This is a genomic window from Spirabiliibacterium pneumoniae (assembly GCF_014884995.1).
In the GTDB taxonomy this organism is placed as follows: domain Bacteria; phylum Pseudomonadota; class Gammaproteobacteria; order Enterobacterales; family Pasteurellaceae; genus Spirabiliibacterium; species Spirabiliibacterium pneumoniae.
This window is the reverse complement of sequence record NZ_JABMII010000010.1, coordinates 59,786-85,010: the sequence shown is the minus strand read 5'-3', so window position 1 is coordinate 85,010 and position 25,225 is coordinate 59,786. Positions and strand designations below refer to the sequence as shown.

Below are 25,225 nucleotides of genomic sequence, written 5' to 3'. Positions count from 1 at the left end.
GCACTCATTAAGACTTTATTCTAAAAAAACAAAGCCACAAGTGCCCACACAGATTGTCTGATATTTTGTTAAAGAACGTTTCTCAAAAGAGAAATGGTCGGCGAGATAGGATTTGAACCTACGACCCACTGGTCCCAAACCAGTTGCGCTACCAAGCTGCGCTACTCGCCGAATGGGGTGGCTAATGGGACTTGAACCCACGACAACTGGAATCACAATCCAGGGCTCTACCAACTGAGCTATAGCCACCATTGTTTTGTTTGATAAAGCATTAGCTAAACCACGCGAACGCTGGCGCGCTCGACAGGATTCGAACCTGAGACCTTTGGCTCCGGAGGCCAACGCTCTATCCAACTGAGCTACGAGCGCACTATTGCGTCGTTGCGGAGCGCATATTACGGTTTTCTCATGCACTTGTCTAGTGCTTTTTTTTATTTTTTTTTCACTTGCTGATAAATTATGCAAATAAGGGCTTTTATCCCCGAGTCTGCACGTTTATAATACGAAATTCGATTACAACTTGTTCATAAAATAATAGTAGGCGTATTTCAGCAAGTTCACTTGTCGCCGCCAGCGTGTTGGCTGGCTGAGCAAGCGGTACAACCACTCTAAATTGGCTTTTTGCCACAGTGCTGGCGCGCGTTTCACGTGCCCTGTGAACACATCATAGGTTCCCCCCACGCCCATATAAAGTGCGGTTGGGTATTGCGCTTGGCAAGCCTGCATAAACCGTTCTTGCTTCGGTGACCCCATAGCTACTGTGACAAATTTTGCACCGCTGGTTTTGATGCGTTCGATAACCGCACTTTGATCTTCTGTCGTGAAATAGCCATCTTGGCTACCCACAATATTGACATTCCAAAGTGAGGTCAGCTTTTGCTGGGTTTGCGCCAATACCTCAGGCTTGCCGCCGACTAAAAACACGGGCGTTTGCAGCTCGCCTGCGCGCGCCATAAGTGCCTGCCAAAGATCACAGCCTGGCACACGTTGCAAAGTGCGGTATTGCGGGTATTTTTTATGGATGGATTTGACGATGCTCACGCCGTCCGCATATTTAAACTCCGCTTGCTGCAAAAGCGCCATCACTTCAGGATCGCGCTCCGCCGTGATCACTTTTTCCGCATTAATGGCGATAAGTTTACCCTGCTGAACGAGTTGATCCTTGATCAGAAACTCGACGAAAGTTGATTGATCATTTACTGCCAGCAGTTCAATACCACGAATCGTAACTTTTTCCATATTATCCTCTTGTCATGACGACCTTTTCGCGCGTGCAGTGCAGATTGCGCAAAAGTGCGGTGATGAGAGCCCCAATAACCACCGCAATAAAAAACACCAAACTGTAAAATAAAAAGCGCGACACAAAGGCATCTAACCCCTCACGCACCAGAACGATTAAATTAAAACAGTTACCAAAACAATATGCTTGCAAAATAGCGCGGCGGCTGCGATTTGGGCTATTTTTGCCCGCACGATAAAGCGCATCTAGCCCTTTAACAAGCCAACCACACAGTAGCGCGCCTAAACACAAAAATGGCACTCCGCCCATGATGTATAGCGAGCCGAGCAAGGTGGGTGAAATAGCAAGCCCTGCGTGATAATGTAAAATCTCCCACGTAAAATAATTGGCGCTGTTGACGATGAGATCAGGGCGTGCTTCCCACCAAGTTTTCGGGATAAACACATAAAAATCGCGCGCGATAGGCGCCAAGCCCTGCCATTCAATGTGGTTGTGGTGGGAAAGAATGGTGGCGAAATTCTCCCACGGGGAGAAAGTGTCGCGCGTGAGATACAAAAAGGTGTAAACGGCCTCTGCGCCTTGTACGTTCAAGCCATAACGCGCCAGCGCCAGCGCAAACATCGCACCGATTGCGATCACGCCTGCAAGCAGCAGGCTGCTGATGGAAAGATAACGCTGGCTAATTCCGATAAAGAAAAACAATGCGACCGCCAGCGCCATATTCGCGCGCGTGCCGCCGACAAGGATATAAGTTAAAATCCCAAAACTGACCCCGAACAGCAGAAAGAAAAACCACTGCTTTTTACTCGGCGTTAAAAAATAGAAAACTAAAAGCGCAGGCAAACAAAAATAGAAAAAGCGCTTTAACGCCACGCCGCTGACTTGTTGGGAAAAAATTTGGCTGTATTTGCTCAGCTTAAATAACAAGAAGCCATTTTGCGCAAAAAAGAGCGCCACTGTGCCCAGCCCGACGAGTAAAAGCAGGATACCAGTGATGAGAGCAATGCTGGCACTTTCATCTCGCGCACTTGGCGCACTTGGCACATTTGGTGCTAAAAGTGCGGTTTTATAAGGCGTTAACCGCACACTATATGCCACATAAAACATGAGATAAAAGGCTAACGCAGCAAATTGGGCGGCCAGCAAAATGTCAATCTCTAATAATTGAAAGTCAAAGTTATAGGCCAGTGCTAATGAAAACGGCAAACCGAGAAAAAAGGTGATCAAATAAATCACACTAAACAGCAAATAAAAATTAAACCGCACTTTGAGATAGTGACGATAGGTTAAAAAACCGATGGTGCTTACGCTGATAAGATAAAGCGCGAGCAAGGCAAAAAGCGACCCTAGATTCAACATCTCGCCCCCCTTTCTTGCGCACACGCAAGGCGTTCAAGCAGCGTTTGCCAACCTTGTACATAATTTGGCGGGAAAAAGGCAATGTGATGTTTATCCAGTTGCTGCAACCGCACTTTAACCTGTTTTATCGCCTCACGATTAAGCTGTTCAGGTGTTAAAAACGGTACACCTTGCGCTTGCATATCAAGGCAAAATGGATTACTCGGATGCAATACCAACGGAATATTCATCGCAATCAGCAAGCAAATTGTGCCGATCCCTTGTTGGCGTTCAAAATTAAAATAGCCCACATCGCAGCGCTGCAACAAGTTTAGGTAATCCGCAAAAGCGAGCTTTTCTTTCAAAATGGTTACCACATTCTCCCCAAACAACACTCTAGCGCGCGCGCGAACCTGTTCGATATAAGCCTGATTGTTTTCTGGATACCCCATCGGGATAATCACACGCGTAGTGTTCCCGACCGCACTTTGGATCGCCGCTAAGGCTTCAAGGTGACGGTTTGTAGGATCCCCTGAGTTACCGAGCAAAATGGTCAGTGGCTCGCCGTCGAGGTGCTGGGTGTTTTCTGGCAGCGCATCACTCATTTTGGTTGGGAAATAGAGCGTTTGACACTGAGCATGGGCATTAATGCTGGTGAAAACATGTAAATCCCCCTGCGTGGCATACACATAGCGCAATTTACGCTGGGCAAATCGACGCAACGGGTAAAACAGGCGAAATTGCCAAGCATGAGAGGCCTCATAAAGATCCCCGCCCCAAATGTGCCAGCCTAAACGCTCGACAGGCAGGCGGTTGAAGGCAATATCCAGCCAGATGAAAGGATTAAACTGCCCATGCAGCAAGAAAAAAGCGTCTTTTTCGCGTTTTGCTCGCGCTCGCAACTCGGCGGCGATGGCTTTTTTGCTCGCAAAATGCGTAATCTCAAGGGCAGGATACTCGCCCACTCGGCCAACCATCAGAACGCGCTGGCACAAAGTGGGATTCACCGCATTCATTAATGTATTGCTTAAAAAATCCAGCACCGTTTTATTGTGGTGCTCAATATGTGAGCCAAGAACATGGTAAATTTTCATCACGCTCGCCCTTTTCGTTGATAGATCCAAAAGCCTAATAGGCACAGTAAAAAATAGAGAATATAGGTTAGCATATACGATTGTGTTGCACCCTGTGCGCCGTGCAGTGGGATCAAAACATACGCGCTGCCCAGCAGCAGCACAAATTGCGTGACTTCCGCCAAAATATAGAGCCTAAGAGCGGCTTTTGCGACGATCAAATAACCAAAAATATAGCTTGAGACTTTGAATATGTCGCCACACAGCTGCCAGAAAAAGAGTTCATCCATCGCAGAGAACTGTTTGGAAAACAAAATCCGAATAATCACATCACGTAGCAAATAAATCACCACACTGATGACCAGTGTCACAGGGAATACAAATTTCAGTGCACGGCCAATTTCCTGCTTAATGTGCGCTCTTTCGCTTAATTTAGCAAAAGTCGGCAGTAAATAAACTGAAAATGCCGCCGTGACAAATTGCAAATAGGCATCGGAAATTTTGCTCACCCCTTGCCAAAGCCCAACAGCCTCCAGCCCATAACGATCATTAAGCCAATTTCGCATTAAAATATAGGCAACCGGAATGGTGATGGCGGTGACAAACACCATCACAGAAAACGTGAGCAATTTTTTGCTTTGCGCACGATTAAAGTGCGGTTTGAGATAATGCAGTTTAAAGTGCGGTTCGCTTTGCTTGTCATAACGCTTTAATGCCAGCAAGGCTGGAATAAAAGCCAATCCAGGCACCAACGCCAAGCCAATTAGCGCGCCTTGATAATCAAATAAATATAGCCCCGTCAAAAATGCCAATACGCCTAACAGTGCGCCGACGATGGTGCTAATGGCATTATATTTAGCATCACGGTAGCCACGCAAAATCGCAAGAAAATAGTTACTCAGCGCAATGCCAAGCTGACACAATGCCACGATTTGAATAATGTGATGATAGCCTGATTGAGTGAATAAAAATTGTGCAATGGGTTTTGCAAACGACAGCATCACTACGCCTAACAGCAGCGAAAAGCACAAAATGATAAATGATGCACTGCCTAAAATAGACTGGCTGTTGTGTTCATCGTGCTCAAATTGTGACACATATTTGGTCACGCCGTTGAAAATACCTGCCCCTGCGAAAACGCCAAGCACCGTGAGCAACGTCATATAGTTTGCCGCCAGCCCAACACCTTTCGGCCCATAATAAATCGCCAATAATTTCACCACCAGCAAACCAACGCCAATTTTGATCAGCGTCGATGAGCCTGTCCAAAGTGTGCTGTTCGCGAGCGATTTCATGGTTTAGGGATGTTCACTCAAATAATGCGAGACAGCTGTGATCACTTTGTCCACTTCCGCATCGGTCATATTATAAAACAGCGGCAAGCGTACTAAGCGTTCGCTGTCTTGCGTGGTGACCTCATCTTGCCCTGCAAAAAAGCCAAAACTTTTTCCAGCGGGGCTAGAATGCAGCGGAACATAATGAAAGACGGCCATAATGTCGTTCGCTTTGAGGCTGTCGATCAGCAAAGTGCGGTCATCAAGATCGCGTAATTTGAGATAGAACATATGGGCGTTGTGCTCACAATCCAACGGAATATGCGGCAAATCAACACGCCCTTGGAAACGGCTAAAGGCGTCATAATAACGCGCCCAAATCGCCAAACGGCGCTGATTAATGCCCTGTGCGGCTTCCAGCTGCGCATAAAGGTAGGCGGCTTGTAAATCGGAAAGCAAGAAACTTGACCCCATATCACGCCAAGTGTATTTATCCACTTGCCCGCGGAAGAATTGACTGCGATTAGTACCCTTTTCACGGATAATTTCAGCTCGCTCAATTAACTTTTTATCATTAATCAATGTCGCACCGCCTTCCCCACCAGCGGTGTAGTTTTTCGTTTCATGGAAACTATAACAGCCAATATGCCCGATCGTGCCCAGCGCCTTGCCTTGATAGCGCGACATCACGCCTTGCGCAGCATCTTCAATCACCCATAAATTATGCTTTTCGGCGATCGCCATAATCGCTTTCATATCACAGCCCACACCCGCATAATGCACTGGCACAATGGCTTTGGTTTTATCCGTGATCGCCGCTTCAATTTTGCGCTCGTCGATGTTCATGGTATCTGCGCGCACGTCCACAAACACAATCGTTGCACCACGCAACACAAACGCATTCGCGGTGGATACAAACGTGTAGCTTGGCATAATGATCTCGTCACCTGGTTGGGTGTCGATGAGCAGTGCTGCCATTTCAAGCGAGGCGGTACACGACGGCGTCAACAATGCTTTAGGGGTGTTAAAATGATGTTCTATCCACGCTTCACATTTTTTAGTAAATGGGCCATCACCACTGAGCTTGCCAGTGCTCAATGCTTCGTTTAAGCAGCCGATTTCTGTGCCCACCACGGGTGGCTTATTAAATACGATCATGGTGTTTGTCCTTATTCATCTGTTTATAAAACCAAGCAGCCTCTCCTGCGATGCGCGCACCGATTTTTTGATATAAGCGGTTGGCCGCCACATTGCTTTGCTGGGTTGCTATCCATAACTGTGTCAAGCCTTTTTGTGCGCACCAACTATGCGCCTGAGAAAGTAACTGCTGCGCGATCCCTTGCCCACGGTAGTGTGGATTCACCACCAATAGCCCAACACGCGCATTTTCACAATCGAGTTGACGCAAGCTAATCGCCCCTTTGATCTGCGCCCCCTCTTTTAACAGCAGGCAGGCATCATCAAATGTGCCTTGCACGGCTTTTTCTATCCAACATTGATAAAAGCGCGCGTTTTCCTCCGCACTAAACCACGGCGAGCGAAAACGGCTGTCGGCAAATGCCCCCACAACGAGCTGCTGCAACGCATCAATATCTTGCTCTCGCCCAAAACAAAGTGCGGTTGAACTTGATGGCTCAAGCTGCCAGCAATAGTCTGTTTCCCCTTCAACTTGCTCAAATCCAAGTACGGTTAAAAGCGCTTTTTTTTCATGTTCTGAAAGCGCCAGTTTGCACTGAATCAAGTCAAAATCAGCAAAGTGCGGTTGGCTGAGTGCTCTTTCGGTAAAATTCAGCCGCGCAATCTCACGTTGGAAAAAGTTACTTTCCCAATAATTGCGCACAAGCTGGTAACTCAACATCATTATTGACGCCAAATGCCGCGCGTGTCGATCACCCATTGCTGCGCAATATCAGCGCCGTCAATGGCTTTAAATTGGCTATGATCAACCAACAGCACTAAAATATCCGCCTGCTCGCGTGCCTGCTCAAGGCTGACCAGCTGGATATTGCTTTGGTTCAACTTTGCAGGCAATTTTCTAATGTTCGGCTCCACCACCAAAATCTGACCTTTATGCCACGCGGACAAGTCGCGTGTAATTTCCACCGCTGGGCTTTCGCGCAGGTCGTCAATGTCTGGCTTAAACGCCAAACCTAGGCAGGCAATGCGCACCTCTGAGGCTTTACAATCACGCGCACTAACCACCTCAGCCAGCGCTTTTTTCACCTGTTCAATCACCCAATGCGGTTTGTAGTCATTCACTTCACGGGCTGTGCGAATTAAACGAGCTTGTTCAGGAGCTTGTGCCACAATAAACCATGGGTCAACGGCAATGCAATGCCCACCGACGCCTGCGCCAGGTTGCAAAATGTTCACGCGTGGGTGACGGTTTGCCAAGCGGATAAGCTCCCACACGCTGATCCCTAAGTGATCGCACACCAGCGATAATTCATTGGCAAACGCGATGTTGACATCACGAAAGCTATTTTCGGTGAGCTTACACATTTCGGCTGTGCGCGCGGTGGTTTCAATGCACTCGCCTTTCACAAACAAGCGATAAAGCTCCGCCGCCGCTTTGGCACAGGCAGGAGAAAGCCCGCCGATAACGCGATCGTTTGAAAATAACTCTTGCATGATTTTGCCTGGCAGCACACGTTCTGGACAATACGCCAGTTTAATATCAGCCTCGTCACCCGCTTGCGTTGGAAAGCTCAAATCTGGACGCGCTTGACACAACCACTGCTCCACCGCTTCTGTCGCGCCCACCGGTGAAGTGGATTCCAACACCACGAGGTTGCCTTTTTTCAGCACGGGGGCAATGGCTTTTGCCGCCGCTTCCACATAACTTAAATCGGGTTCATGCTCGGCTTTAAATGGCGTTGGCACCGCGATCAAAAACGCATCGGCGGGTTTGGTCTCAAGGCTTGCTTGCAGCAGGCCTTTTTCAACCGCACTTTTTACTGCCACATCCAAATCAGGCTCAACAATATGAATTTTTCCCTGATTGATGGTATCAACTGCGTGTTGGTTAACATCCACACCGAGCACTTTTTTGCCGCTGGAGGCAAACGCGGTGGCGGTTGGCAGGCCAATGTAGCCCAGCCCAATAACTGAAATAGTATTAAATGTGTTCATAGTTTAATCTTCGTTTAACCAGTGTTTAATTGCGCTGACAATGCGATCACAGGCATTGCCATCACCATAAGGATTGTTTGCGTACGCCATGGATTGGTAGTACGCGTTATCTATTAATAATTTTTCCACTTCGCCGACAATGCGCCCTTCATCCGTGCCGACCAATTTGACTGTGCCCGCCGCCACGGCTTCTGGCCGCTCAGTGGTATCACGCATCACCAGCACAGGTTTGCCCAATGATGGCGCCTCTTCTTGAATGCCACCTGAGTCGGTTAAAATCAAATACGCGCGGTTCATTAAATAGACAAACGGCAGGTAATCTTGCGGCTCGATCAAAAATACGTTATTAATACCCTTGAGGTGGCGATTGACTGGCTCGCGCACGTTCGGGTTGAGGTGCATCGGATAGAGAATTTGCACATCACGATGGTGCTCGGCAAGTATTTTAATGCTTTTGCAAATGCGCTCAAACCCTTCGCCAAAATTTTCACGGCGATGGCCAGTGATCAAAATCAGCTTTTTAGCTGGGTCTAAAAACGGATAGCGCTCACCTAGCTCGGTATTGAGTGTGTCGGTTTGTTCAAGTTTGTTTTTCACCCACAGTAAGGCGTCGATCACCGTATTGCCCGTTACAATTACATTACTTTCGGGCTTATTTTCCGCCAATAAATTTTGTTGTGCCGTTTGAGTTGGCGCAAAATGAAAGCGCGCCAGCGCACCTGTTAGGCAGCGATTGCCTTCTTCAGGCCATGGGGAATAAATATCACAGGTTCTCAGCCCTGCCTCCACATGCCCCACAGCAATGCGCTGGTAATAACACGCCAGTGCGGCTGCAAAGGTGGTGGTGGTATCGCCGTGCACCAACACCAAGTGCGGTTGGAACTGAGCGAGCACGTCACGCAAGGATTGCAAAATGCGCACGCTGATGTCGGTGAGATCTTGACCTGATTTCATGATATTGAGATCAAAATCAGGCTTGAGCTCAAATAGATCAAGCACTTGATCGAGCATTTCACGGTGCTGGCCTGTCACACAGACTTTCGATTCAATTTGGCTATCTTGCGCGAGTTTTTGCGCCAAGATCGCCATTTTAATGGCCTCTGGGCGCGTGCCAAAAACCGTTAAGACTTTTATTTTTTTCATATTACGCATTCGCTTTTCGTTTTAAATCCCGCAGTGAGAGCATAATCACCAGCGCACAGCCTAAAATAAAGGCGGCAAAGCCGCTGAGTAACACCCAAAGTGCGGTATTCGGTGAATGGGGGGCAAGTGGCTGCACAGGCGTTTTCAAATAATGAAAAGCTTGGAATTGGTTATCCAATGGGCTGACAGAACGCATCATCGCCAATTTGCTCTCCCATACACTCGCTGGCACAATATCCCCCTGCTGAGTTTGCCCCAATTTGTTGGCAGAAGCCAATTTCACCTGTTCAAATAAATTTTTCCATTTGGCGATCAAGGTAGCATATTCTTGTTGATGAGTTTGCTCGTTGACAAAGCGCAGCAACGCTGTGAGCAATTCCGTAGCCTGTTTCGGATTACTTAAGGTGAGAGAAATGCGATCATCAAGCCCTTTGGCTGGGTTGCCCGCCTGATAGACCACTTTCTCAATCAATGACTCCAGCAACGCTTGGTCATGGCTGCTCTCGCCTGTTTGCAACTGTTTGTAATAATTTGAATTTTCCCAAAATGCGCGCAACACATCATAAGCACGCAAATTTTGCAAAAATGCGTTGAACACGCGCCCATTCAGTCCGCCTACCGCACTTTGCCCTTCCTGCGGTGCAGCTTCTTGCTCAGGTTTAAACTGATCGCGGCTTGCGATCAAATCATACATCTGCGACAGGGCATAATAATTGCCTAAATCTTGTTCTTTCGGCGCTTGAATATAAGCCTCTGCGCGCCACTGTGGTTTGACAACAAATTGGCACAGTGCAAATGCAATGGCGCAAGCGGCCAGCACAAGAATAGCAATCAGCCAGATTTTGCGCCACAAGATGCCACCAAAGGCCAGCAGATCAAGCTGCTCAACACGTTGGATTGGCGCTTCGCTTGGAGGTAACGCGGGGTGTGACATAGATTATCCTTTTGTGAGTTTAACACGGTTTTTGGCGCGTGAGGCTCGCCGACGCATACGTTTGATAAGCCTTGAAACGCGCCATGCACGCGTGATGGAATAGTAATAAACAAAAAAGACAATGATGAATAGCGGAAACATAATCCACTCATCAATATAATAAATTTCGCCTAAAATACCAAAGCCTGCAAACAGTGCTGCCATCAAAGTGATCAACAACAGCGCTTGGCGTGAGCTTAGGCCTGCGCGCATCATCAAGTGATGAATATGCAAGCGATCGGGGCGAAATGGGCTTTTACCTTGACGCAGGCGGCGCACAATCACCGCTACCATATCAATAAGCGGAATGGCGATCACCCAAAGTGCGGTCACAGGATTGATCGGATGACCTGAGCCTTGCGTGCTGAGCAGCAAAATCCAAATGATGGTAAAGCCAATTAATGTGCTGCCCGAATCACCCATAAACACTTTATTTTTCACACCAAAGGCATTGAGATTAAACAGTGCATACGGCAACATTACCAAAATCAAGGCAATGCACCACAGCGCAAGGTTGATTTGATTATCCAACAACATCAAAATAGCAATAGCGCCAAAAGTAACACTCGACAGCCCACTGAGCAACCCATCGATGCCGTCAATCATATTAAACGCATTAATCACGCCCATGATAATCATCACCGTGACCACTGAAGAAAACATCCCGAGCTGCAATTTAAACGGGCCGATAATTTGACCTAACGAATCAAGAGAAAGATCGGCATAATAGATCATCATACACGCCAAACCAATTTGAATGGCCGCACGAATAAACGGGCTAATATCAAAACGGTCATCCAAAACTCCAACGACCAGCAGCACCGACACACAGAAAAGATACAGCTGCGGAAAGCTCATCTCATGCCATTGCAGGAGATAAAAACACAAGTTGCCCAAAAACAACGCAATACCACCAATCAACGGCACCGCCCCTTGGTGACGCTTACGATAATTAGGTTTATCCACTAGTCCCACCGCGCGAGCCAGCGGACGAATGAGAATTAATGCCAGAAATGAAACCAAAAATGGCAACAACAATGAAAGCCACATACTTTTGCCTTACTACGTTTTCCTGCGCCTTGCGTTTGCGTCGATAATTTTGACAGAATACCACATCATAATCCGCAGTTGATAAACTTTTTTATTCTCCCTGTGAAAAAAAAGCGCTTTCTATTACAATAAGTGCAATCCAAAACTACAAGGAAAGATAATGAACCATTCTCAACAACTGTTTGAACAAGCACAAAATGTCATTCCAGGCGGTGTTAACTCCCCTGTTCGCGCCTTTAAAGGCGTAGGCGGTACGCCACTATTTATCGAAAAAGCCAACGGCGCTTATATTTATGATAGCGACGGTCAACGTTATATTGACTACGTTGGCTCTTGGGGGCCGATGATTCTCGGGCACAATCACCCCGCCATTCGTGATGCTGTGATTGAGACAACAAAACACGGCTTAAGTTTCGGCGCACCGACCGCACTCGAAATCACCCTCGCTGAACGTGTGCGAGAATTAATGCCCTCAATTGAAATGGTTCGCATGGTCAGCTCAGGCACAGAAGCAACCATGTCGGCCATTCGGCTCGCGCGTGGCTACACGGGGCGTGATAAAATCATCAAATTTGAAGGCTGCTACCATGGCCACGCCGATTCGCTTTTGGTTAAAGCTGGCTCTGGCGCATTAACGCTCGGGCAACCCAACTCGCCTGGGGTGCCGGCGGATTTCACAAAGCATACGTTGGTGTGCCAATACAACGATTTGGCCTCCGTTGAAAACGCGTTCAAGCAATTCCCGCAAGACATTGCCTGCATTATCGTTGAGCCTGTAGCCGGCAACATGAACTGCGTGCCACCTAAACCGCACTTTTTGCAAGGATTGCGTGATTTATGTGATCAATACGGTGCATTATTGATTATTGATGAAGTGATGACAGGCTTTCGGGTGGCACTTGGCGGCGCGCAAGCGCACTATGGCGTAACCCCTGATTTAACCTGCTTGGGCAAAATTATTGGCGGCGGCATGCCAGTGGGTGCCTTTGGCGGCAAAAAAGCGATTATGCAACACATCGCACCAACTGGGCCTGTGTATCAAGCGGGCACTTTGTCAGGCAACCCAATCGCCATGGCGGCGGGGCTGGCGTGCTTAACTGAATTGGCCAAAGACGGCAATCACCGCAAACTGAGCGAACTTACCACCGCACTTTGCCAAGGGCTTGAAGATTTAGCCCAAAAACACGGCATTGGATTAGTGACTAACCATGTCGGCGCAATGTTTGGGATCTTTTTTACTGACCAAAGTGCGGTTGAAAGTTATCAGGACGTAATGGCGTGCGACAGTGAACGCTTTGCGCAATTTTTCCACAAAATGCTTGAGCACGGCGTCTATTTCGCGCCGTCAGCCTTCGAAGCGGGCTTTATGTCGCTAGCACACAGTGAAGACGATATTGCTACCACTTTGCGCGCAGCCGATGCCATTTTTGCTGACCTTGCCCATAACCGCACTTTATAAAAATCAATACGTTAGCCAACAAACTGGGGGAATTTTAAGCATTCCCCCAGCCAAAATTGGCATTTTGCACAAAAATTTGGCAAGATAGGGGTTAAGCATTTTTGTAACAATTTCATCACATTGTAGATAAGGAGAAAATATGGAATTTAAAAACTACCAATATAATGTTGACGAATTAGTGGAAAAATACACCCAAGCCAAAGAAGCGTTTGAGCAAAAAAACAAAGATCAAGACTACGATCGTGAATTGCCAAACCAAGTGCTGGAGTACCTCAACAGCGAACCCACCGCCTATTTGAAATATGGCGTGTATTTTGGCCCTGTGGTCGAAGCACTGAAAAGTTTCCAACTGCTGCCTGATACAACACCAGTCAATCAACCGCAAGAAATGATTGACGCATACACTTGCGCAGGTGCGGAAGGCATTGATGGTCGCTTGCTGACACTCACCGCTGCATTAGAGTTCAAAGCGTATTACGACGCCACTTTCTTTGCTGGCAACCGTAATTTTTTCCCATATGGGGATGAAACAGAATATGTGCTGGAAGACAAAGAGTGGGAATCTCTCGCTACCATGCTCTAACCCCACACAAACAAAAACCGCACTTTTAAAGTGCGGTTTTTTATTGGCCTTATGCTTTATGCTTGCCAATTGGCGAGCGCCAAATCCCCTTTGGTGAGATAAATAACGTCGTCTACATCGCGTGCAACAATGGTGGCGAGATCGGCTCTGCCAACATAGTTCGCAGGTGTTGACACCGCCATGCGCAAAGCACTACGAATATCTGCGTGCATGTAACGCACGGCATTTTGCACACATTGCAACAAGTTAATGTGCGCACCAGCCAGTGAGCCATGCTCATTCACTAAACGATCTTCTTTCACAAACACTTTCACGCCCATCAAATCAAACTCAGTGATCTCAGGGGCACCGATCGTATGCATGGAGTCGGTGACCAGCATTAAGTGTTGATCACCCAACAATTGGTAGGCGGTCGCCAGTGAATATGGGCTGCTGTGTACACCATCGGCAATAATGCCTGCATAAAGCCCAAGCTCTACCGCGCTGCCAATTGGGCCTGGGTCACGCCCACTGAGTGGACGCATCGCGTTATAAAGGTGCGTAATCCCAGTTAAGCCCTCTGCGCGAGCTGCTAGCAAATCTTCTGCGGTGGCCATGCTGTGAGCAAGGTTAATTTGCGGAATAAACGGCTTAATCCGCGCAATGGTGCCTGCAGGTACTTGTTCTGGCGCGAGGGAAAGAATGCTGTGTTGCAAGTATTCTGCATATTTTTCATAGCAGGCAAAATCCTTTTCATCAGGAATGCGAATGTAGCGCGGATTGTGCGTGCCTTTTTTCTCAACACACAAGAACGGGCCTTCAAAATGCCCACCTACGAGGCCTTTCATCCCCTCTTTCACCAAATTCGCCACATTAGCAATCGCTTGGTGATATTTTTCTTGGCTGTCGGTGATAAAGGTCGGCAACATCGCCACCGTGCCGTATTTACGATGCCCTGCGAGCACTTTTTCAAGCCCAGCGCGATCACATTGATCATTGACCAACACACCGCCGCCGCCGTTGGCTTGCGTTTCCACAAAGCCTGGGGTCAAAATGCCACCCTCAAGGCGTTTCACTTGTGCGCCTTCGGGAATGGCACTTTCAGGCACAAGTTGTTGCGTTTTGCCGCCTTCAACGACCAAAGCATAATGTTCTAATAGTGCGCCACGGTCAAATACTTGGGCGCCAGTGTAATATTGAGCCATACTGTATCCTTAAACTTACTCAGAGTCACTGCCCTTATTATGCACCTTTTTTACTCAAGTTGATAGAAAAACACAAAAGTAAAACGTCATTTTAAAAGTGCGGTCACACTTTTGGGCGCAATGCCATAATATAATTGGCACTCACATCATGATTCAACCAAAACTGCCCCGAAAGCGGATTATAGTGATAACCTTGCATATTGACGCATTGCAAATGATTGTCATCACACCACGCCAACAGCTCGGCAGGCTTAATAAATTTATCATAATCGTGCGTGCCTTTCGGCAACATTTTCAGCACATACTCCGCGCCCACCACCACTAGCGCCCACGCTTTCAACGTGCGGTTAATAGTAGAGAAAAACACCACGCCATTGGGCTTGAGCAGTTGTTGGCAAGCACGCACCACCGCTGCTGGGTCGGGTACATGCTCGAGCATTTCCATGCAGGTAATCACATCAAACTGCCCACCTTGCTCAGCGGCCAAACTTTCAATCGTCTGCTGGCGATAATCAATACTCAAGCTCTGATCACGCGCGTGCTCACGCGCCACGGCAAGCGGCTGTGGCGACATATCAATGCCCACCACCTGTGCCCCCATGCGTGCCATGCTCTCACTTAAAATGCCACCCCCGCAGCCCACATCCAACACCCGCTTGCCTGCAAGCCCCGCTGCAAACTCACAAATGTATGCCAACCGCTTTGGATTAAGGCGATGAATCGGCTTAAAATCCCCCTCAGGATCCCACCAACTCGCCGCCATTTTATTAAACTTCTCCACTTCTGCTTGACTGACATTATCCATATCCATTCCTCAACCGCACTTTGAATGTGGCTAGTATAGCAAATTTTTATGAATGACCGTACTTTACACTTTCCGCACGCATAAAAAAACCACGCCGAGGCGTGGTTTTTAAACAGTGACCGATTATAGGTCGTTAGCGTTTTTCTTGAGGTATGCTGCAACGCCATCTGGGTTGTCTTTCATACCTTCTTTGCCTTTCGCCCATTGTGCTGGGCACACTTCGCCGTGTTCTTCGTGGAATTGAAGGGCGTCAACCATGCGCAGCATTTCGTCGATGTTACGGCCTAATGGCAGGTCATTAACCACTTGGTGACGCACAACGCCGTTTTTGTCGATGAGGAATGATGCACGCAACGCAACGCCAGCTTCTGGATGCTCAATACCGAATGCTTTCGCGATGTCGTGACGCACGTCAGCAACTAATGGGTATTGCACTTCACCGATACCGCCTTTGTCGGTCGGGGTTTTACGCCATGCGTTGTGAGTGAATTGAGAGTCGATAGACACACCGATCACTTCCACACCGCGGTCTTGGAATTCTTTGTAACGGTGATCAAAAGCGATCAATTCAGATGGGCACACGAATGTGAAGTCCATTGGGTAAAAGAATACCACTGCTGCACGGCCTGCAACGTGTTTTTTAAAGTTGAAGTTATCAACGATTTCACCATTGCCTAATACAGCAGATGCTGTAAAATCAGGGGCTTGACGAGTGACTAAAACCATAATTTCTCCTGTTTTAACTAAGTTTGGCTTGCGCCTTGAGAAAAAGCACGATTGCTTTTCTAATTTTTGCATTATACCGCACTTTTTATTTAAAATCGCCTCTCTAAATCTATTTTAGCAATAGTTTTTTTCTATTAACCGCCAAGTCTTGCACAATGGCGGATTAACGATTATTGTATGACAACAATTTAATCAAAGAGGTGTTTATGCAGTCAAAATCATCCGATAAGCTCGCCACCGCTGTGGTGCACGCAGGGCGCGATGCGCGCTATACTCAAAGTGCGGTCAACCCTGTGGTGCAACGTGCATCATCCTTAACCTTTGAAAGCCTGGCACAGAAAAAAGACGCCACTAAAAATCGCGCGAATAAAGCATTGTTTTATGGTCGGCGCGGCACACTGACCCATTTTGCGCTGCAAGATGCGATGTGTGAGCTTGAAGGTGGCGCAGGTTGCTATTTGTTCCCGTGTGGCGCGGCGGCGGTAACCAACACAATTTTAGCCTTCGTGAAAAATGGCGATCACCTGCTCGTGAGTGGCGCAGCCTATGAACCCACTCAAGAATTTTGTCAGCAGGTGCTCGCGCGCTTTGGCGTGGCCACCACCTTTTATGACCCGATGGACGGACGAGAGATTGCTAAGCTAATTCGCCCTGAAACCAAAGTGCTATTTTTGGAATCGCCAAGCTCATTGACGCTAGAAGTGCCTGACATCCCCGCCATTGTGCAAGCTGCACGCGCTGTCAATCCTGATATTGTTATTATTATGGACAATACTTGGTCGGCAGGTGTGCTCTTCCCTGCGCTGAAATTGGGTGTGGACATTTCGGTGCAAGCGGGTACCAAATATTTGGTAGGGCATTCTGATGTGATGATTGGCACCGCCGTTGCCAACGCGCGCACATGGGACACGCTGCGTGAGCAGGCCTATTTGATGGGGCAAATGGCGGATGCCGACAGCGCTTACACCACGCTGCGAGGGCTGCGCACGTTAAAAGTGCGGTTAGTGCAACACGAAAAAAACAGTATTGCCGTGGCGCAATGGCTAAGCGAGCGCCCAGAAGTCGCGCGAGTGTTCCACCCTGCCTTGCCAAGCTGCCTAGGGCATGAATACTTTATGCGTGATTTTACAGGCAGTAGCGGCTTGTTCTCATTTGAACTAAACCGCACTTTAACCCATGACGAACTTGCGCGCTTTTTTGATCACTTTTCGCTGTTCACCATGGCCTACTCATGGGGCGGATTCGAGTCATTAATTTTATATAATCAACCCAGCGAAATTGCACATATTCGCCCTGGCATTGAACGCAAATTGCAAGGCACGCTGATTCGTGTACACATCGGGCTTGAAGAGGTGGCTGATTTAATCGCCGATCTTGAACGCGCCTTTGAACGTATTGCCTAAAAAAACCGCACTTTACATCAAAGTGCGGTCAGGCGTAAAAAGTGCGGTCGGGCTTAGCGGTATTCGTTGCGCTCAACCGCACTTTTATCTTGTTTGAACATAGTGTCTTTAATCACACTTAAAAGCTCTTGATGAATGATGCTCAGGCGAGGCTTTTCTCCTGGCATAAACGCTAATGGGCGGCAAAATTCCATGGTTTTAATGCCCAGCCGTGCAGTCAACAACCCTACACCTAAACCTTGCGCCGCACGGGCGGAGAGCTTCGCCATTAAGTCTTTAGACAGCCAATCCATGCCGATTTCATGCACTAATTCCGTGGCACCGGCAAACGCCATATTCACCAGCACCAAACGCAGTAAACGAATGCGGCTAAAATAACCCAGCTCGATGCCATACAATTTCGCAATGCGGTTAATCAGCGCCAAATTGCGCCACGCCACAAACAGCACGTCCACAATCGCCAATGGGCTAACGGCCACAATCACAGCAGACTCCGCCGCACTTTTGCTGACCAATTTGCGCGCCGTTTTATCAATATCAAGCAAGATATTTTGTGAAAAAAGAAAACTCACTTCGCGAGCCGAATGATCATCATTCACCTGCTGCTGCCAGCGTTGCACACGCGGGTCATCCTGCGCAAGCTGCATATTAGCAATGATTGCGTTGCACAGCGCACGCGCTTGCGCATTATTTTCTCCCAGTGTGCTTGGCGCGGTGAGCAACAATGCGCTTTCCTGCTGCATTTGCGCACGCCGACGCAGTTTCACCAGCCGCCAGTATTCGCGCCAAAGTGCGGTCAGCCCCAAACACACCACGCCAAAGGTCACGATCGCAAAAACAAGCGTAATCCATTGATGATGCTGATAGCTGTCCAGAATCCACTGCACCGATTGCGCCACACTCGCGCCTAAAAACAGCACGATCACGATGGCGAGAATGCGCTTCCACCAGCGCGGTTTAGGCGTTGCAATTTTCTCAAATTGCGTTTCAAGACTCACCTCGTCACTGAGATCAGGCTGAAAATTGCGGGTATCAAACTCTTTTTTCGCGTTGAAGGTAAGGTCATCTGCCCCCCCTTCAGGCGTAAGATCAAAATATTTTTTATCCATATCACTCCAACTTATCAGCAAGCAAAAACTGCAACACACTGTCCATGCGTAAGTGCGGTATGCGCTCACCGTCAATTAACGGTTGCGGTTCAAATTGGTCAAATTCAAAGCAATTTTTCGCCCAAAAATCTGCCGATGGCAGCCTTGCAGGCACGCTACCAGGGAATACCACCACCTGCTTGCCATCATGGCTGCGTACGCCTTGCAAGGCTTTCACCTGCTTGCCACCATCTTCCACCAGCACTGGCGTGGTAGCACGCACAGCAGCAATCGCGGCGTAATCATTGTCTACCCCAATAAAATTAACATGCTGCCCGCCTTCTTGCATCAGCTGACGCATCAGGGCAATCAAGTTCGGCACTTGATCAGCAGTGATATGATCCGCCTTGCTGGCAACAAAGAGTAATTTATCAATTTGTGGTGAAAATAAGCGGCTAAGTAACGAACGCTGTCCATAGTGAAAATTGCTGAACAATTGACGCAAGCTCTCTTTGGTTTCCATAAACGCCTGCTGGCTATAATTAAGCGGTGTTAAGCAATCGGCAAGAATAATTTGACGATCAAATTGGCTGAAATAGCGTTCATAAAAGTGCTTAACGATTTTATCTCGGTAATAGTCGTAGCGCTTTTTGAGCACGGCAAAATAGCTGTCTCGGTCGGCTTTTTCTAACGCTTGCCACTGTTCATCAGTGAAATTGAGCAGCGGGAAAAATTGCAGTGCTGGCGCACCTTGATACTCCCCTGGTAACACGAAATGCCCTGGCTGAATATAATGCAGCCCTTGCGCTTTGCATTGGTGGAGAAAATCGGTGTAAAGAGCAGCGATATCTGCTAGCACCTCTTCATTGGCCTTCTCACTTAAATCCAATTGATCAACCGCACTTTGCCATTTTTGTGCCAATTCTACACGCACGCCCTGTTGAATTTCACTCAGACTTAGCGACCATGCTTTAAAACTTTGCCCCAGCAGTGGCAAATCCAAAAGCCACTCACCAGGGTAGTCCAAAATGTTAATATACAGTGTGCTTTCTGATTTCACATGGCGTAGCAGGCTTTTACTGTGGCGGTAGCGCACGGCTAAACGAATTTCACTGATCCCACGTGTTGATTGGCACCACTGTGGCGGATTTTGTCGCAGGCTTGCCATATTGGCTTCATAATCAAAGCGTGGAATGCTTAAATTTTCTTGCTCCACCCGTTTGACTGCCAAAATATTGCCGCCTCTCGCGGGAGCAAAAAAGGGCAAATGCGTACCGTTGTTTTGATTTAATGTCAATAATTGGTTGACGAGACTTGTGATAAACGCTGTTTTCCCACTTTGGCTTAAGCCAGTTACAGCCAAATTTAAAGTGCGGTCAAGCCCGCGGTTAATGAAGTCTTCCACTTCCCGTTGCAGTTTACTTAACATTTTATTTCTCTTGTTTAAAATCACGATCCTTCACATAGCACTCCAGCGCTGACACGCGTTGCTTGAGGCTGGCAATATACATCTCAAGCTCAGCGATACTGGCATTGCTGCTTTGCCCACCTTCTCGTGGGCTTTGCTGGAATACTCGCTGGTAAGCATTGTGTTCGTAATAGTGATCAGGGGCTTTTTCCAACATTAATGCACCAGCAATATAAGCCAACGGCACAAAGAAGAAGCCACCGAATAAAAATAATAATACCGCAATCGCACGCACCACCCAAATTTCCAACCCTGAGGCTTTGGCAATGCCTGTGCACACGCCTGAGATCATACCTTGTTGTGGATAACGATACAGCATAGGGCCCCCTTAGTGCTTTTCACGCCAGTGAGGTTGATGATAATCCAGCATTGCTTCAAGGCTTTCAATGCGAGCTCTCAACGCTTTGCACTCGCCTTGCAGCGCGTTCAACTGGGCATGCTCTGCGCTGTTCTCCCCGAGATAAGGAATATGTTTGCGCTTTTTATAGTGGCTATATAACCACAATGGCAACACAATCAAGCAAACGATAAACGCAATGATCGACAATGCGAGAATTTTAAAAATCATGACAACTCCTTGTGCTCAACTCTTGTTCATACTACGAGAAAATAGCAAAATGCGCCAATATAAACTACAATGTGGTCAACTATCATAAACACAAATTGCCAATGCGTTGTATAAACACATTTTTCATATCACTGTTATTACTCTCAAGCCTTGCATTCACCGCACAAAGTGCACCGCGCGTGCCGCACAGCATTGGCCAAAATGGTTTGATCTATTGCACCCACTCTACGGGATTTTCGTTCAATCCTCAAACGGTTGACGTGGGTACATCTATGAATGTGGTGGCGGAACAGATATATAACAAGTTATTTGAGATAAAAAATAATCAGCGAAAAGATGTCATTGGCGCCTTAGCCCAGCATTACAGGCTCTCAGGCGATCGTAAAACGTTGCTCATTGAGCTGCGCAAAGGCGTGAAATTTCATCAAACACCGTGGTTCACGCCCACTCGTGAGCTTAACGCTGATGACGTGGTTTTTTCCCTCAATCGTGTGCTCGGGCGCTTGCAAGGTTTCCCTAATATTGCCAAAACCGCACATGAAACCAGCGATAATCCGCAATATCGCATTTATTATGACTACGCCAAAGAAAACCGCTACCCTTATTTTGACAGCATCGATTTTGATAAAAAGATCAAAAGCGTAACCGCCGTAAACCCTTATCTCGTTAAAATTGAGCTTTTTGCACCCGACGGCTCGATTTTGGAACATTTGGCCAGCCAATATGCGGTGATTTTATCTCAAGAATATGCGCAACAATTAAGCACCGACGATAACATTGTGCAACTCGACACCCTACCTGTCGGCACGGGGGCTTACCAAGTGGAGGCATATTTTCGTAATCAATATGTTCGCTTAAAACGCAACGACAACTTCTGGGGGGCGCGCGCTAAAATCGACAATATTGTCATCGATCTGTCCACCAGCCATTCAGGGCGGCTGGAAAAAATGCTCAACAATGAGTGTGACATTATGGCGTATCCTGAACCGAGTCAAATCAATAACTTACTACGCAGTCGCCGCTTTAACGCAGCCCGCATCGACGGCATGAATTTGGCGTTTTTGGCATTTAATTTAAAGCAAAGTGCGGTCAAAAATATCACCACACGCCGCGCCATTGCCCAAGCGATAAATCGCAAACGCATTGTTGAACGGATTTTCTTCAACAACGCACAGGTAGCTAACACCTTGATCCCACAAAGTTCATGGGCGGCGCAATTTGGGCTGTCACAATTTGCAGATGACTACAACCCAAAGGCCGCCAAAACCGCACTTTCCGATAAGGCTTTGCATTTGAATTTTTGGGTGCTGACCGACAATCGCGTCTATAACCCAAGCCCGATTAAAATGGCGGAAATTATCCGCCATGACTTGCAACAAGCAGGCGTTAATGTGGTTATGCGGTATATTCAGCACAGTGAATTTGAGCATCTCTCGGAACGCGGCGAGGCCAACTACGACATTATTTTAGGCGGATGGCTCACTGGCAGCCTTGATCCAAACGGCTTTATGAAACCCATTTTGGGCTGCGACAATACTTCACATAGCAATAATTTAAGCCACTATTGCAACCGCACTTTTGATACCCTGCTAAGCGATGCCCTCAAAAGCCCAGCGTTGGAGTCGCGCGCGCGCAATTATGAGCTGGCGCAACGCTTGGCCATGCACGAGCTGCCCCTGATTCCGATTGCCAATGCTGAACGCATTATGATCTATAACAAACGCTTAGACGGCATGCGTATGCAGCCATTGGGTAGCATTCAATTTTCTGAGCTAAGCATAACAGAAAAGGGCAAGTGATGTTTTATTATCTTTTGCGACGCGCCATTTTAACCCTTATCACACTGCTGATTCTCTCTTTTATCAGCTTTCATATTCTGCTGCGCGACCCGCTCAACAGCGTGCTGGCTCAACCGCACTTTTTCAGTGGCTTTTATCATTATGTCATGCGCTTGCTACACGGCGATTTTGGTATCAGTTATATCGACGGCCAGCCGTTATTGGAACAAATTCGTGCGGTTTTGCCTGCAACTATTGAGCTGTGTTTACTCGCGTTGTTGCTCGCACTGCTCATTGGGCTGCCAATTGGTTTTATTGGCGCTTTTTATCGCAATCAGCTGTGCGGTCGGGTTATCCGTTTTGGTGCGTCCTTTGGGATTGCGCTGCCGATTTTTTGGATTGCGCCGATTGTGTTGTATGTTGCCGCCAGCCGTCAATGGGAAATTTCCGCCATTGGGCAGTATTATCCGCTGTACGACATCGACAGCATTACCGGCTTTGCCGCCATTGATGTGTGGTTTGTGGAAAGCCCACACCGCATCAAAATGATTCAAAATGTCTTCCAACATTTGCTGCTGCCCGTGTTGGTATTAATGATTGCCCCCATGATGGAAATCATTCAAAGCACCCAATACCGCGCCGAGCAAATTCTACGGGAAAATTACGTTAAATTTGCGGAAATTCGTGGCTGGTCGCGCTTTAAAATTGCCTATCGTATTTTGCTGCGCAATACACTTGCACCGATGATCCCACAGCTTACCCGCACTTTTACGATGCTGCTGGCGATGTGCATGCTGATTGAAACCATCTTCAGCTGGCCTGGCATTGGACAATGGCTGATTAATGCCGTTGAGCAACAAGACTACAATGCGATCTCTGCTGGTGTGATAATCATCGGTTTATTTATTTTGCTTATTAATACAGTAGGTGAGCTCATTATGTTTTTACTCGATCCATTTAATCGCAAGGGGTGGTATGTCCGATAAAAATCCCGCCGAATTTCGACACACCACGCCACTGCGCGACATTTGGCGGTTGTTTAAACAGCGCCAATCGGGTCTTTTTTGTGGCTATATTTTAGTGCTCTTACTGATTGCACTAATTTTTGCGCCTTGGCTTGCCCCTTACGCGCAAGGCTCGCAATTTCTCGGGCAAGAATTGCTGCCACCTGCATGGTCGCACAGCGGCAGATTAGCTTATTTTTTTGGCACAGACGATCTCGGGCGCGATCTCTTTAGCCGCATTATCCACGGTCTACGCTACACTTTTGGCGGCGGGCTGTTAGTCACCTTATTAACCCTGCTTATCGGTGGCACTCTGGGCGTATTGTCAGGCAGTGGCAAAGGGCTGAGTGTGGGCATTTTAGGGCATTTTTTGGATGCTTTTCTCTCCATTCCGATTTTGCTCTTAGCTATCGTGATCGCCACTCTCATGCAACCAAGCTTGCTGAATGCCATTTTAGCGATTTTGCTCGCTTCACTGCCCTATTTTATCCATCAAGTTTATCAAATGCTCCTTCGTGAATTTCATAAGGATTACATCAATATGTTGCGTTTAGACGGCGCGTCACAAGGCGATTTACTCAAGCATATTGTGCTGCCAAATTTGATCCCGCAGTTTATCCGCTTAGGCAGCCGTGTGTTTATTTTTGCCATTTTAGACATCAGCGCGCTGAGTTTCATCTCCTTAGGAGCTCAACCACCGCTGCCAGAGTGGGGCACCATGATCCGAGAATATATCGATTTGATTTATCTCGCGCCGTGGCTTGTGATTATCCCTGGCGTGATTTTAACTTTGATTATTTTTATGATTTTACTGTTTTCCGACACACTAGCGAAAACAGTAGAAAAATATTACCACACTCGCTGATTGAGGCGCATTATGGCACTTTTAGATATTCGTAATCTCACCGTTGAAGTGAAAACTCAAAACGGCTATGTCAAATTGATAGATAATGTCAGCCTCACAGTTAATGAAGGAGATATTTGTGGGCTCATTGGTGAGTCTGGTTCAGGCAAAAGTTTGATCGCTAAAATTATTTGCAACAGCGCTAAACCCAGCTGGAAAATCAGCGCCGATCGCTTTCGCTTTAACGATGTGGAGCTGTTAAAAATGCCCGCGGCTAAGCGACGAAAACTTATCGGCAAGGAAGTATCGATGATTTTTCAAGACCCGCTTTCCTGCCTTGATCCAAGCAAAAAAGTGGGCAAGCAGCTCATTGCTGCCATCCCTGCATTTAGCTATAAAGGCCGCTGGTGGAAATGGTTTGGCTGGAAACGCCGACGTGTGGTGGAATTGTTGCACCGCATTGGCATTAAAGATCATCAAGATATTATGCGCAGCTATCCGTTTGAAATCACGGAAGGAGAAGCACAAAAGGTCATGATCACTATGGCCGTGGTCAATCAACCGCGCCTACTTGTTGCAGATGAACCAACTTATTCCCTTGAAGCCACTGCACAACTGCAAGTATTCAAGCTATTATCTAGTATGAACCAAAACTTGAAAACCTCGATTTTGCTAACCAGTAATGATCTCAAAAGCGTGGGCCAATGGTGTAACCAATTCACCATTTTATATTGTGGGCAAACCGTGGAAAGTGGCAATCAAGAAGCGATTCTACAACACCCACACCACCCGTATACGGTGGCACTGCTTAGCTCTATCCCTGATTTCAGCCAACCATTACCACTAAAAAGTCGCTTGAACACACTGCGCGGAGCTATCCCACTGCTAAGTAATTTACCAATCGGCTGTCGACTTGGGCCACGCTGCTCATATGCGCAAAAATGCTGTATTCACAAGCCACCTATGCGGAGAATCAAGCAGCATGCATTTGCTTGCCATTTTCCACTCAACCTTCGTGAGCACGGTCACTATGTCCCTATGCAATTTACGCCATTGACCATTAATACCGAAAAACCTATTGCGCAGGAGTAA

24 protein-coding genes and 3 tRNA genes are annotated in these 25,225 nt (G+C 47.5%); 7 read left to right on the top strand and 20 right to left on the bottom strand.

The annotated features are described in order from the left end of the window. Nucleotides 1–94: 94 nt before the first annotated feature. The 13 genes from HPC38_RS08015 to wecA form a co-directional block, all read right to left on the bottom strand. Nucleotides 95–171 (bottom strand) — tRNA-Pro (locus HPC38_RS08015). A 2-nt stretch (nucleotides 172–173) separates the two neighbouring features. After that, nucleotides 174–249, bottom strand: a tRNA-His gene (locus HPC38_RS08010). A 43-nt stretch (nucleotides 250–292) separates the two neighbouring features. After that, nucleotides 293–369: transfer RNA gene (locus tag HPC38_RS08005), tRNA-Arg, on the bottom strand. 144 nt (nucleotides 370–513) lie between these two features. Next, nucleotides 514–1,239: a lipopolysaccharide N-acetylmannosaminouronosyltransferase gene (gene wecG, locus HPC38_RS08000; RefSeq protein WP_208120766.1), complete on the bottom strand. Its 726-nt coding sequence runs from the start codon at nucleotides 1,237–1,239 to the stop codon at nucleotides 514–516. Between the two features lies 1 nt (nucleotide 1,240). After that, on the bottom strand, nucleotides 1,241–2,599 hold the full coding sequence (gene wzyE / locus HPC38_RS07995) for an ECA oligosaccharide polymerase (RefSeq protein ID WP_208120765.1): 1,359 nt from the start codon (nucleotides 2,597–2,599) through the stop codon (nucleotides 1,241–1,243). Further along, nucleotides 2,593–3,672, bottom strand: coding sequence for a TDP-N-acetylfucosamine:lipid II N-acetylfucosaminyltransferase (locus HPC38_RS07990; protein ID WP_235977698.1), 1,080 nt, complete (start codon nucleotides 3,670–3,672; stop codon nucleotides 2,593–2,595). Before HPC38_RS07990 ends, wzyE begins: the two co-directional genes overlap by 7 nt. Further along, complete coding sequence (gene wzxE, locus HPC38_RS07985) at nucleotides 3,672–4,946, bottom strand: lipid III flippase WzxE (RefSeq protein WP_208120763.1); 1,275 nt, start codon at nucleotides 4,944–4,946, stop codon at nucleotides 3,672–3,674. The genes HPC38_RS07990 and wzxE overlap by 1 nt, the downstream gene beginning before the upstream one ends. A 3-nt stretch (nucleotides 4,947–4,949) precedes the next feature. Continuing rightward, nucleotides 4,950–6,083, bottom strand: a complete 1,134-nt coding sequence (gene rffA, locus HPC38_RS07980) for a dTDP-4-amino-4,6-dideoxygalactose transaminase (protein ID WP_208120762.1) — start codon at nucleotides 6,081–6,083, stop codon at nucleotides 4,950–4,952. Then, nucleotides 6,070–6,786 carry a dTDP-4-amino-4,6-dideoxy-D-galactose acyltransferase gene (rffC, locus tag HPC38_RS07975; RefSeq protein WP_235977697.1) on the bottom strand — a complete coding sequence of 239 codons (717 nt, stop codon included), beginning with the start codon at nucleotides 6,784–6,786 and terminating at the stop codon, nucleotides 6,070–6,072. The genes rffA and rffC overlap by 14 nt, the downstream gene beginning before the upstream one ends. Beyond that, on the bottom strand, nucleotides 6,786–8,057 hold the full coding sequence (gene wecC / locus HPC38_RS07970; RefSeq protein ID WP_208120761.1) for a UDP-N-acetyl-D-mannosamine dehydrogenase: 1,272 nt from the start codon (nucleotides 8,055–8,057) through the stop codon (nucleotides 6,786–6,788). The genes rffC and wecC overlap by 1 nt, the downstream gene beginning before the upstream one ends. 3 nt (nucleotides 8,058–8,060) lie before the next feature. After that, complete coding sequence (wecB, locus tag HPC38_RS07965; protein ID WP_208120771.1) at nucleotides 8,061–9,200, bottom strand: non-hydrolyzing UDP-N-acetylglucosamine 2-epimerase; 1,140 nt, start codon at nucleotides 9,198–9,200, stop codon at nucleotides 8,061–8,063. A gap of 1 nt (nucleotide 9,201) precedes the next feature. Continuing rightward, nucleotides 9,202–10,134, bottom strand: a complete 933-nt coding sequence (locus HPC38_RS07960; RefSeq protein ID WP_208120760.1) for a Wzz/FepE/Etk N-terminal domain-containing protein — start codon at nucleotides 10,132–10,134, stop codon at nucleotides 9,202–9,204. A gap of 3 nt (nucleotides 10,135–10,137) precedes the next feature. Beyond that, nucleotides 10,138–11,223: a UDP-N-acetylglucosamine--undecaprenyl-phosphate N-acetylglucosaminephosphotransferase gene (gene wecA, locus HPC38_RS07955; RefSeq protein WP_208120759.1), complete on the bottom strand. Its 1,086-nt coding sequence runs from the start codon at nucleotides 11,221–11,223 to the stop codon at nucleotides 10,138–10,140. Between the two features lie 160 nt (nucleotides 11,224–11,383). Between wecA and hemL the strand changes: the two genes are divergently transcribed. Both hemL and HPC38_RS07945 read left to right on the top strand, forming a co-directional pair. Then, entirely contained in the window at nucleotides 11,384–12,682 is a 1,299-nt protein-coding gene (gene hemL, locus HPC38_RS07950; RefSeq protein WP_208120758.1) for a glutamate-1-semialdehyde 2,1-aminomutase, read from the top strand. A 139-nt stretch (nucleotides 12,683–12,821) separates the two neighbouring features. Next, a complete protein-coding gene (locus HPC38_RS07945) occupies nucleotides 12,822–13,265 on the top strand; it encodes a hypothetical protein (protein ID WP_208120757.1) in 444 nt (147 codons plus the stop codon). 56 nt (nucleotides 13,266–13,321) lie between these two features. On the opposite strand, the gene nagA is transcribed toward HPC38_RS07945, so the two are convergent. The 3 genes from nagA to HPC38_RS07930 all read right to left on the bottom strand — a co-directional run bounded on the left by nagA (nucleotide 13,322) and on the right by HPC38_RS07930 (nucleotide 15,980). Next, on the bottom strand, nucleotides 13,322–14,449 hold the full coding sequence (gene nagA / locus HPC38_RS07940) for an N-acetylglucosamine-6-phosphate deacetylase (protein ID WP_208120756.1): 1,128 nt from the start codon (nucleotides 14,447–14,449) through the stop codon (nucleotides 13,322–13,324). Between the two features lie 103 nt (nucleotides 14,450–14,552). Next, nucleotides 14,553–15,254 carry a bifunctional 2-polyprenyl-6-hydroxyphenol methylase/3-demethylubiquinol 3-O-methyltransferase UbiG gene (ubiG, locus tag HPC38_RS07935; RefSeq protein WP_208120755.1) on the bottom strand — a complete coding sequence of 234 codons (702 nt, stop codon included), beginning with the start codon at nucleotides 15,252–15,254 and terminating at the stop codon, nucleotides 14,553–14,555. 123 nt (nucleotides 15,255–15,377) lie between these two features. Next, nucleotides 15,378–15,980 carry a peroxiredoxin C gene (locus HPC38_RS07930; protein ID WP_208120770.1) on the bottom strand — a complete coding sequence of 201 codons (603 nt, stop codon included), beginning with the start codon at nucleotides 15,978–15,980 and terminating at the stop codon, nucleotides 15,378–15,380. A 206-nt stretch (nucleotides 15,981–16,186) separates the two neighbouring features. On the opposite strand from HPC38_RS07930, the gene metC reads away from it, so the two are divergent. After that, complete coding sequence (gene metC / locus HPC38_RS07925) at nucleotides 16,187–17,383, top strand: cystathionine beta-lyase (RefSeq protein WP_208120754.1); 1,197 nt, start codon at nucleotides 16,187–16,189, stop codon at nucleotides 17,381–17,383. A gap of 53 nt (nucleotides 17,384–17,436) precedes the next feature. On the opposite strand, the gene HPC38_RS07920 is transcribed toward metC, so the two are convergent. The 4 genes from HPC38_RS07920 to HPC38_RS07905 are packed head-to-tail and all read right to left on the bottom strand — an operon-like array spanning nucleotide 17,437 to nucleotide 20,507. Next, nucleotides 17,437–18,492, bottom strand: coding sequence for a YcjF family protein (locus HPC38_RS07920; RefSeq protein ID WP_235977696.1), 1,056 nt, complete (start codon nucleotides 18,490–18,492; stop codon nucleotides 17,437–17,439). A gap of 1 nt (nucleotide 18,493) precedes the next feature. Next, nucleotides 18,494–19,900: a YcjX family GTP-binding protein gene (locus tag HPC38_RS07915; RefSeq protein ID WP_208120753.1), complete on the bottom strand. Its 1,407-nt coding sequence runs from the start codon at nucleotides 19,898–19,900 to the stop codon at nucleotides 18,494–18,496. Between the two features lies 1 nt (nucleotide 19,901). Beyond that, nucleotides 19,902–20,258 carry a PspC domain-containing protein gene (locus HPC38_RS07910; RefSeq protein ID WP_208120752.1) on the bottom strand — a complete coding sequence of 119 codons (357 nt, stop codon included), beginning with the start codon at nucleotides 20,256–20,258 and terminating at the stop codon, nucleotides 19,902–19,904. A gap of 9 nt (nucleotides 20,259–20,267) precedes the next feature. After that, entirely contained in the window at nucleotides 20,268–20,507 is a 240-nt protein-coding gene (locus HPC38_RS07905) for an envelope stress response membrane protein PspB (protein ID WP_208120751.1), read from the bottom strand. A gap of 101 nt (nucleotides 20,508–20,608) precedes the next feature. Between HPC38_RS07905 and HPC38_RS07900 the strand changes: the two genes are divergently transcribed. Genes HPC38_RS07900 through HPC38_RS07885 form a run of 4 tightly spaced genes read left to right on the top strand, consistent with a single transcriptional unit; the run spans nucleotide 20,609 to nucleotide 25,225 of the window. Further along, complete coding sequence (locus HPC38_RS07900; protein ID WP_208120750.1) at nucleotides 20,609–22,306, top strand: ABC transporter substrate-binding protein; 1,698 nt, start codon at nucleotides 20,609–20,611, stop codon at nucleotides 22,304–22,306. Next, a complete protein-coding gene (locus tag HPC38_RS07895) occupies nucleotides 22,306–23,271 on the top strand; it encodes an ABC transporter permease (RefSeq protein WP_208120749.1) in 966 nt (321 codons plus the stop codon). Before HPC38_RS07900 ends, HPC38_RS07895 begins: the two co-directional genes overlap by 1 nt. Next, on the top strand, nucleotides 23,261–24,154 hold the full coding sequence (locus HPC38_RS07890; protein ID WP_208120748.1) for an ABC transporter permease subunit: 894 nt from the start codon (nucleotides 23,261–23,263) through the stop codon (nucleotides 24,152–24,154). Before HPC38_RS07895 ends, HPC38_RS07890 begins: the two co-directional genes overlap by 11 nt. 12 nt (nucleotides 24,155–24,166) lie before the next feature. Further along, complete coding sequence (locus HPC38_RS07885) at nucleotides 24,167–25,225, top strand: peptide ABC transporter ATP-binding protein (protein WP_208120747.1); 1,059 nt, start codon at nucleotides 24,167–24,169, stop codon at nucleotides 25,223–25,225.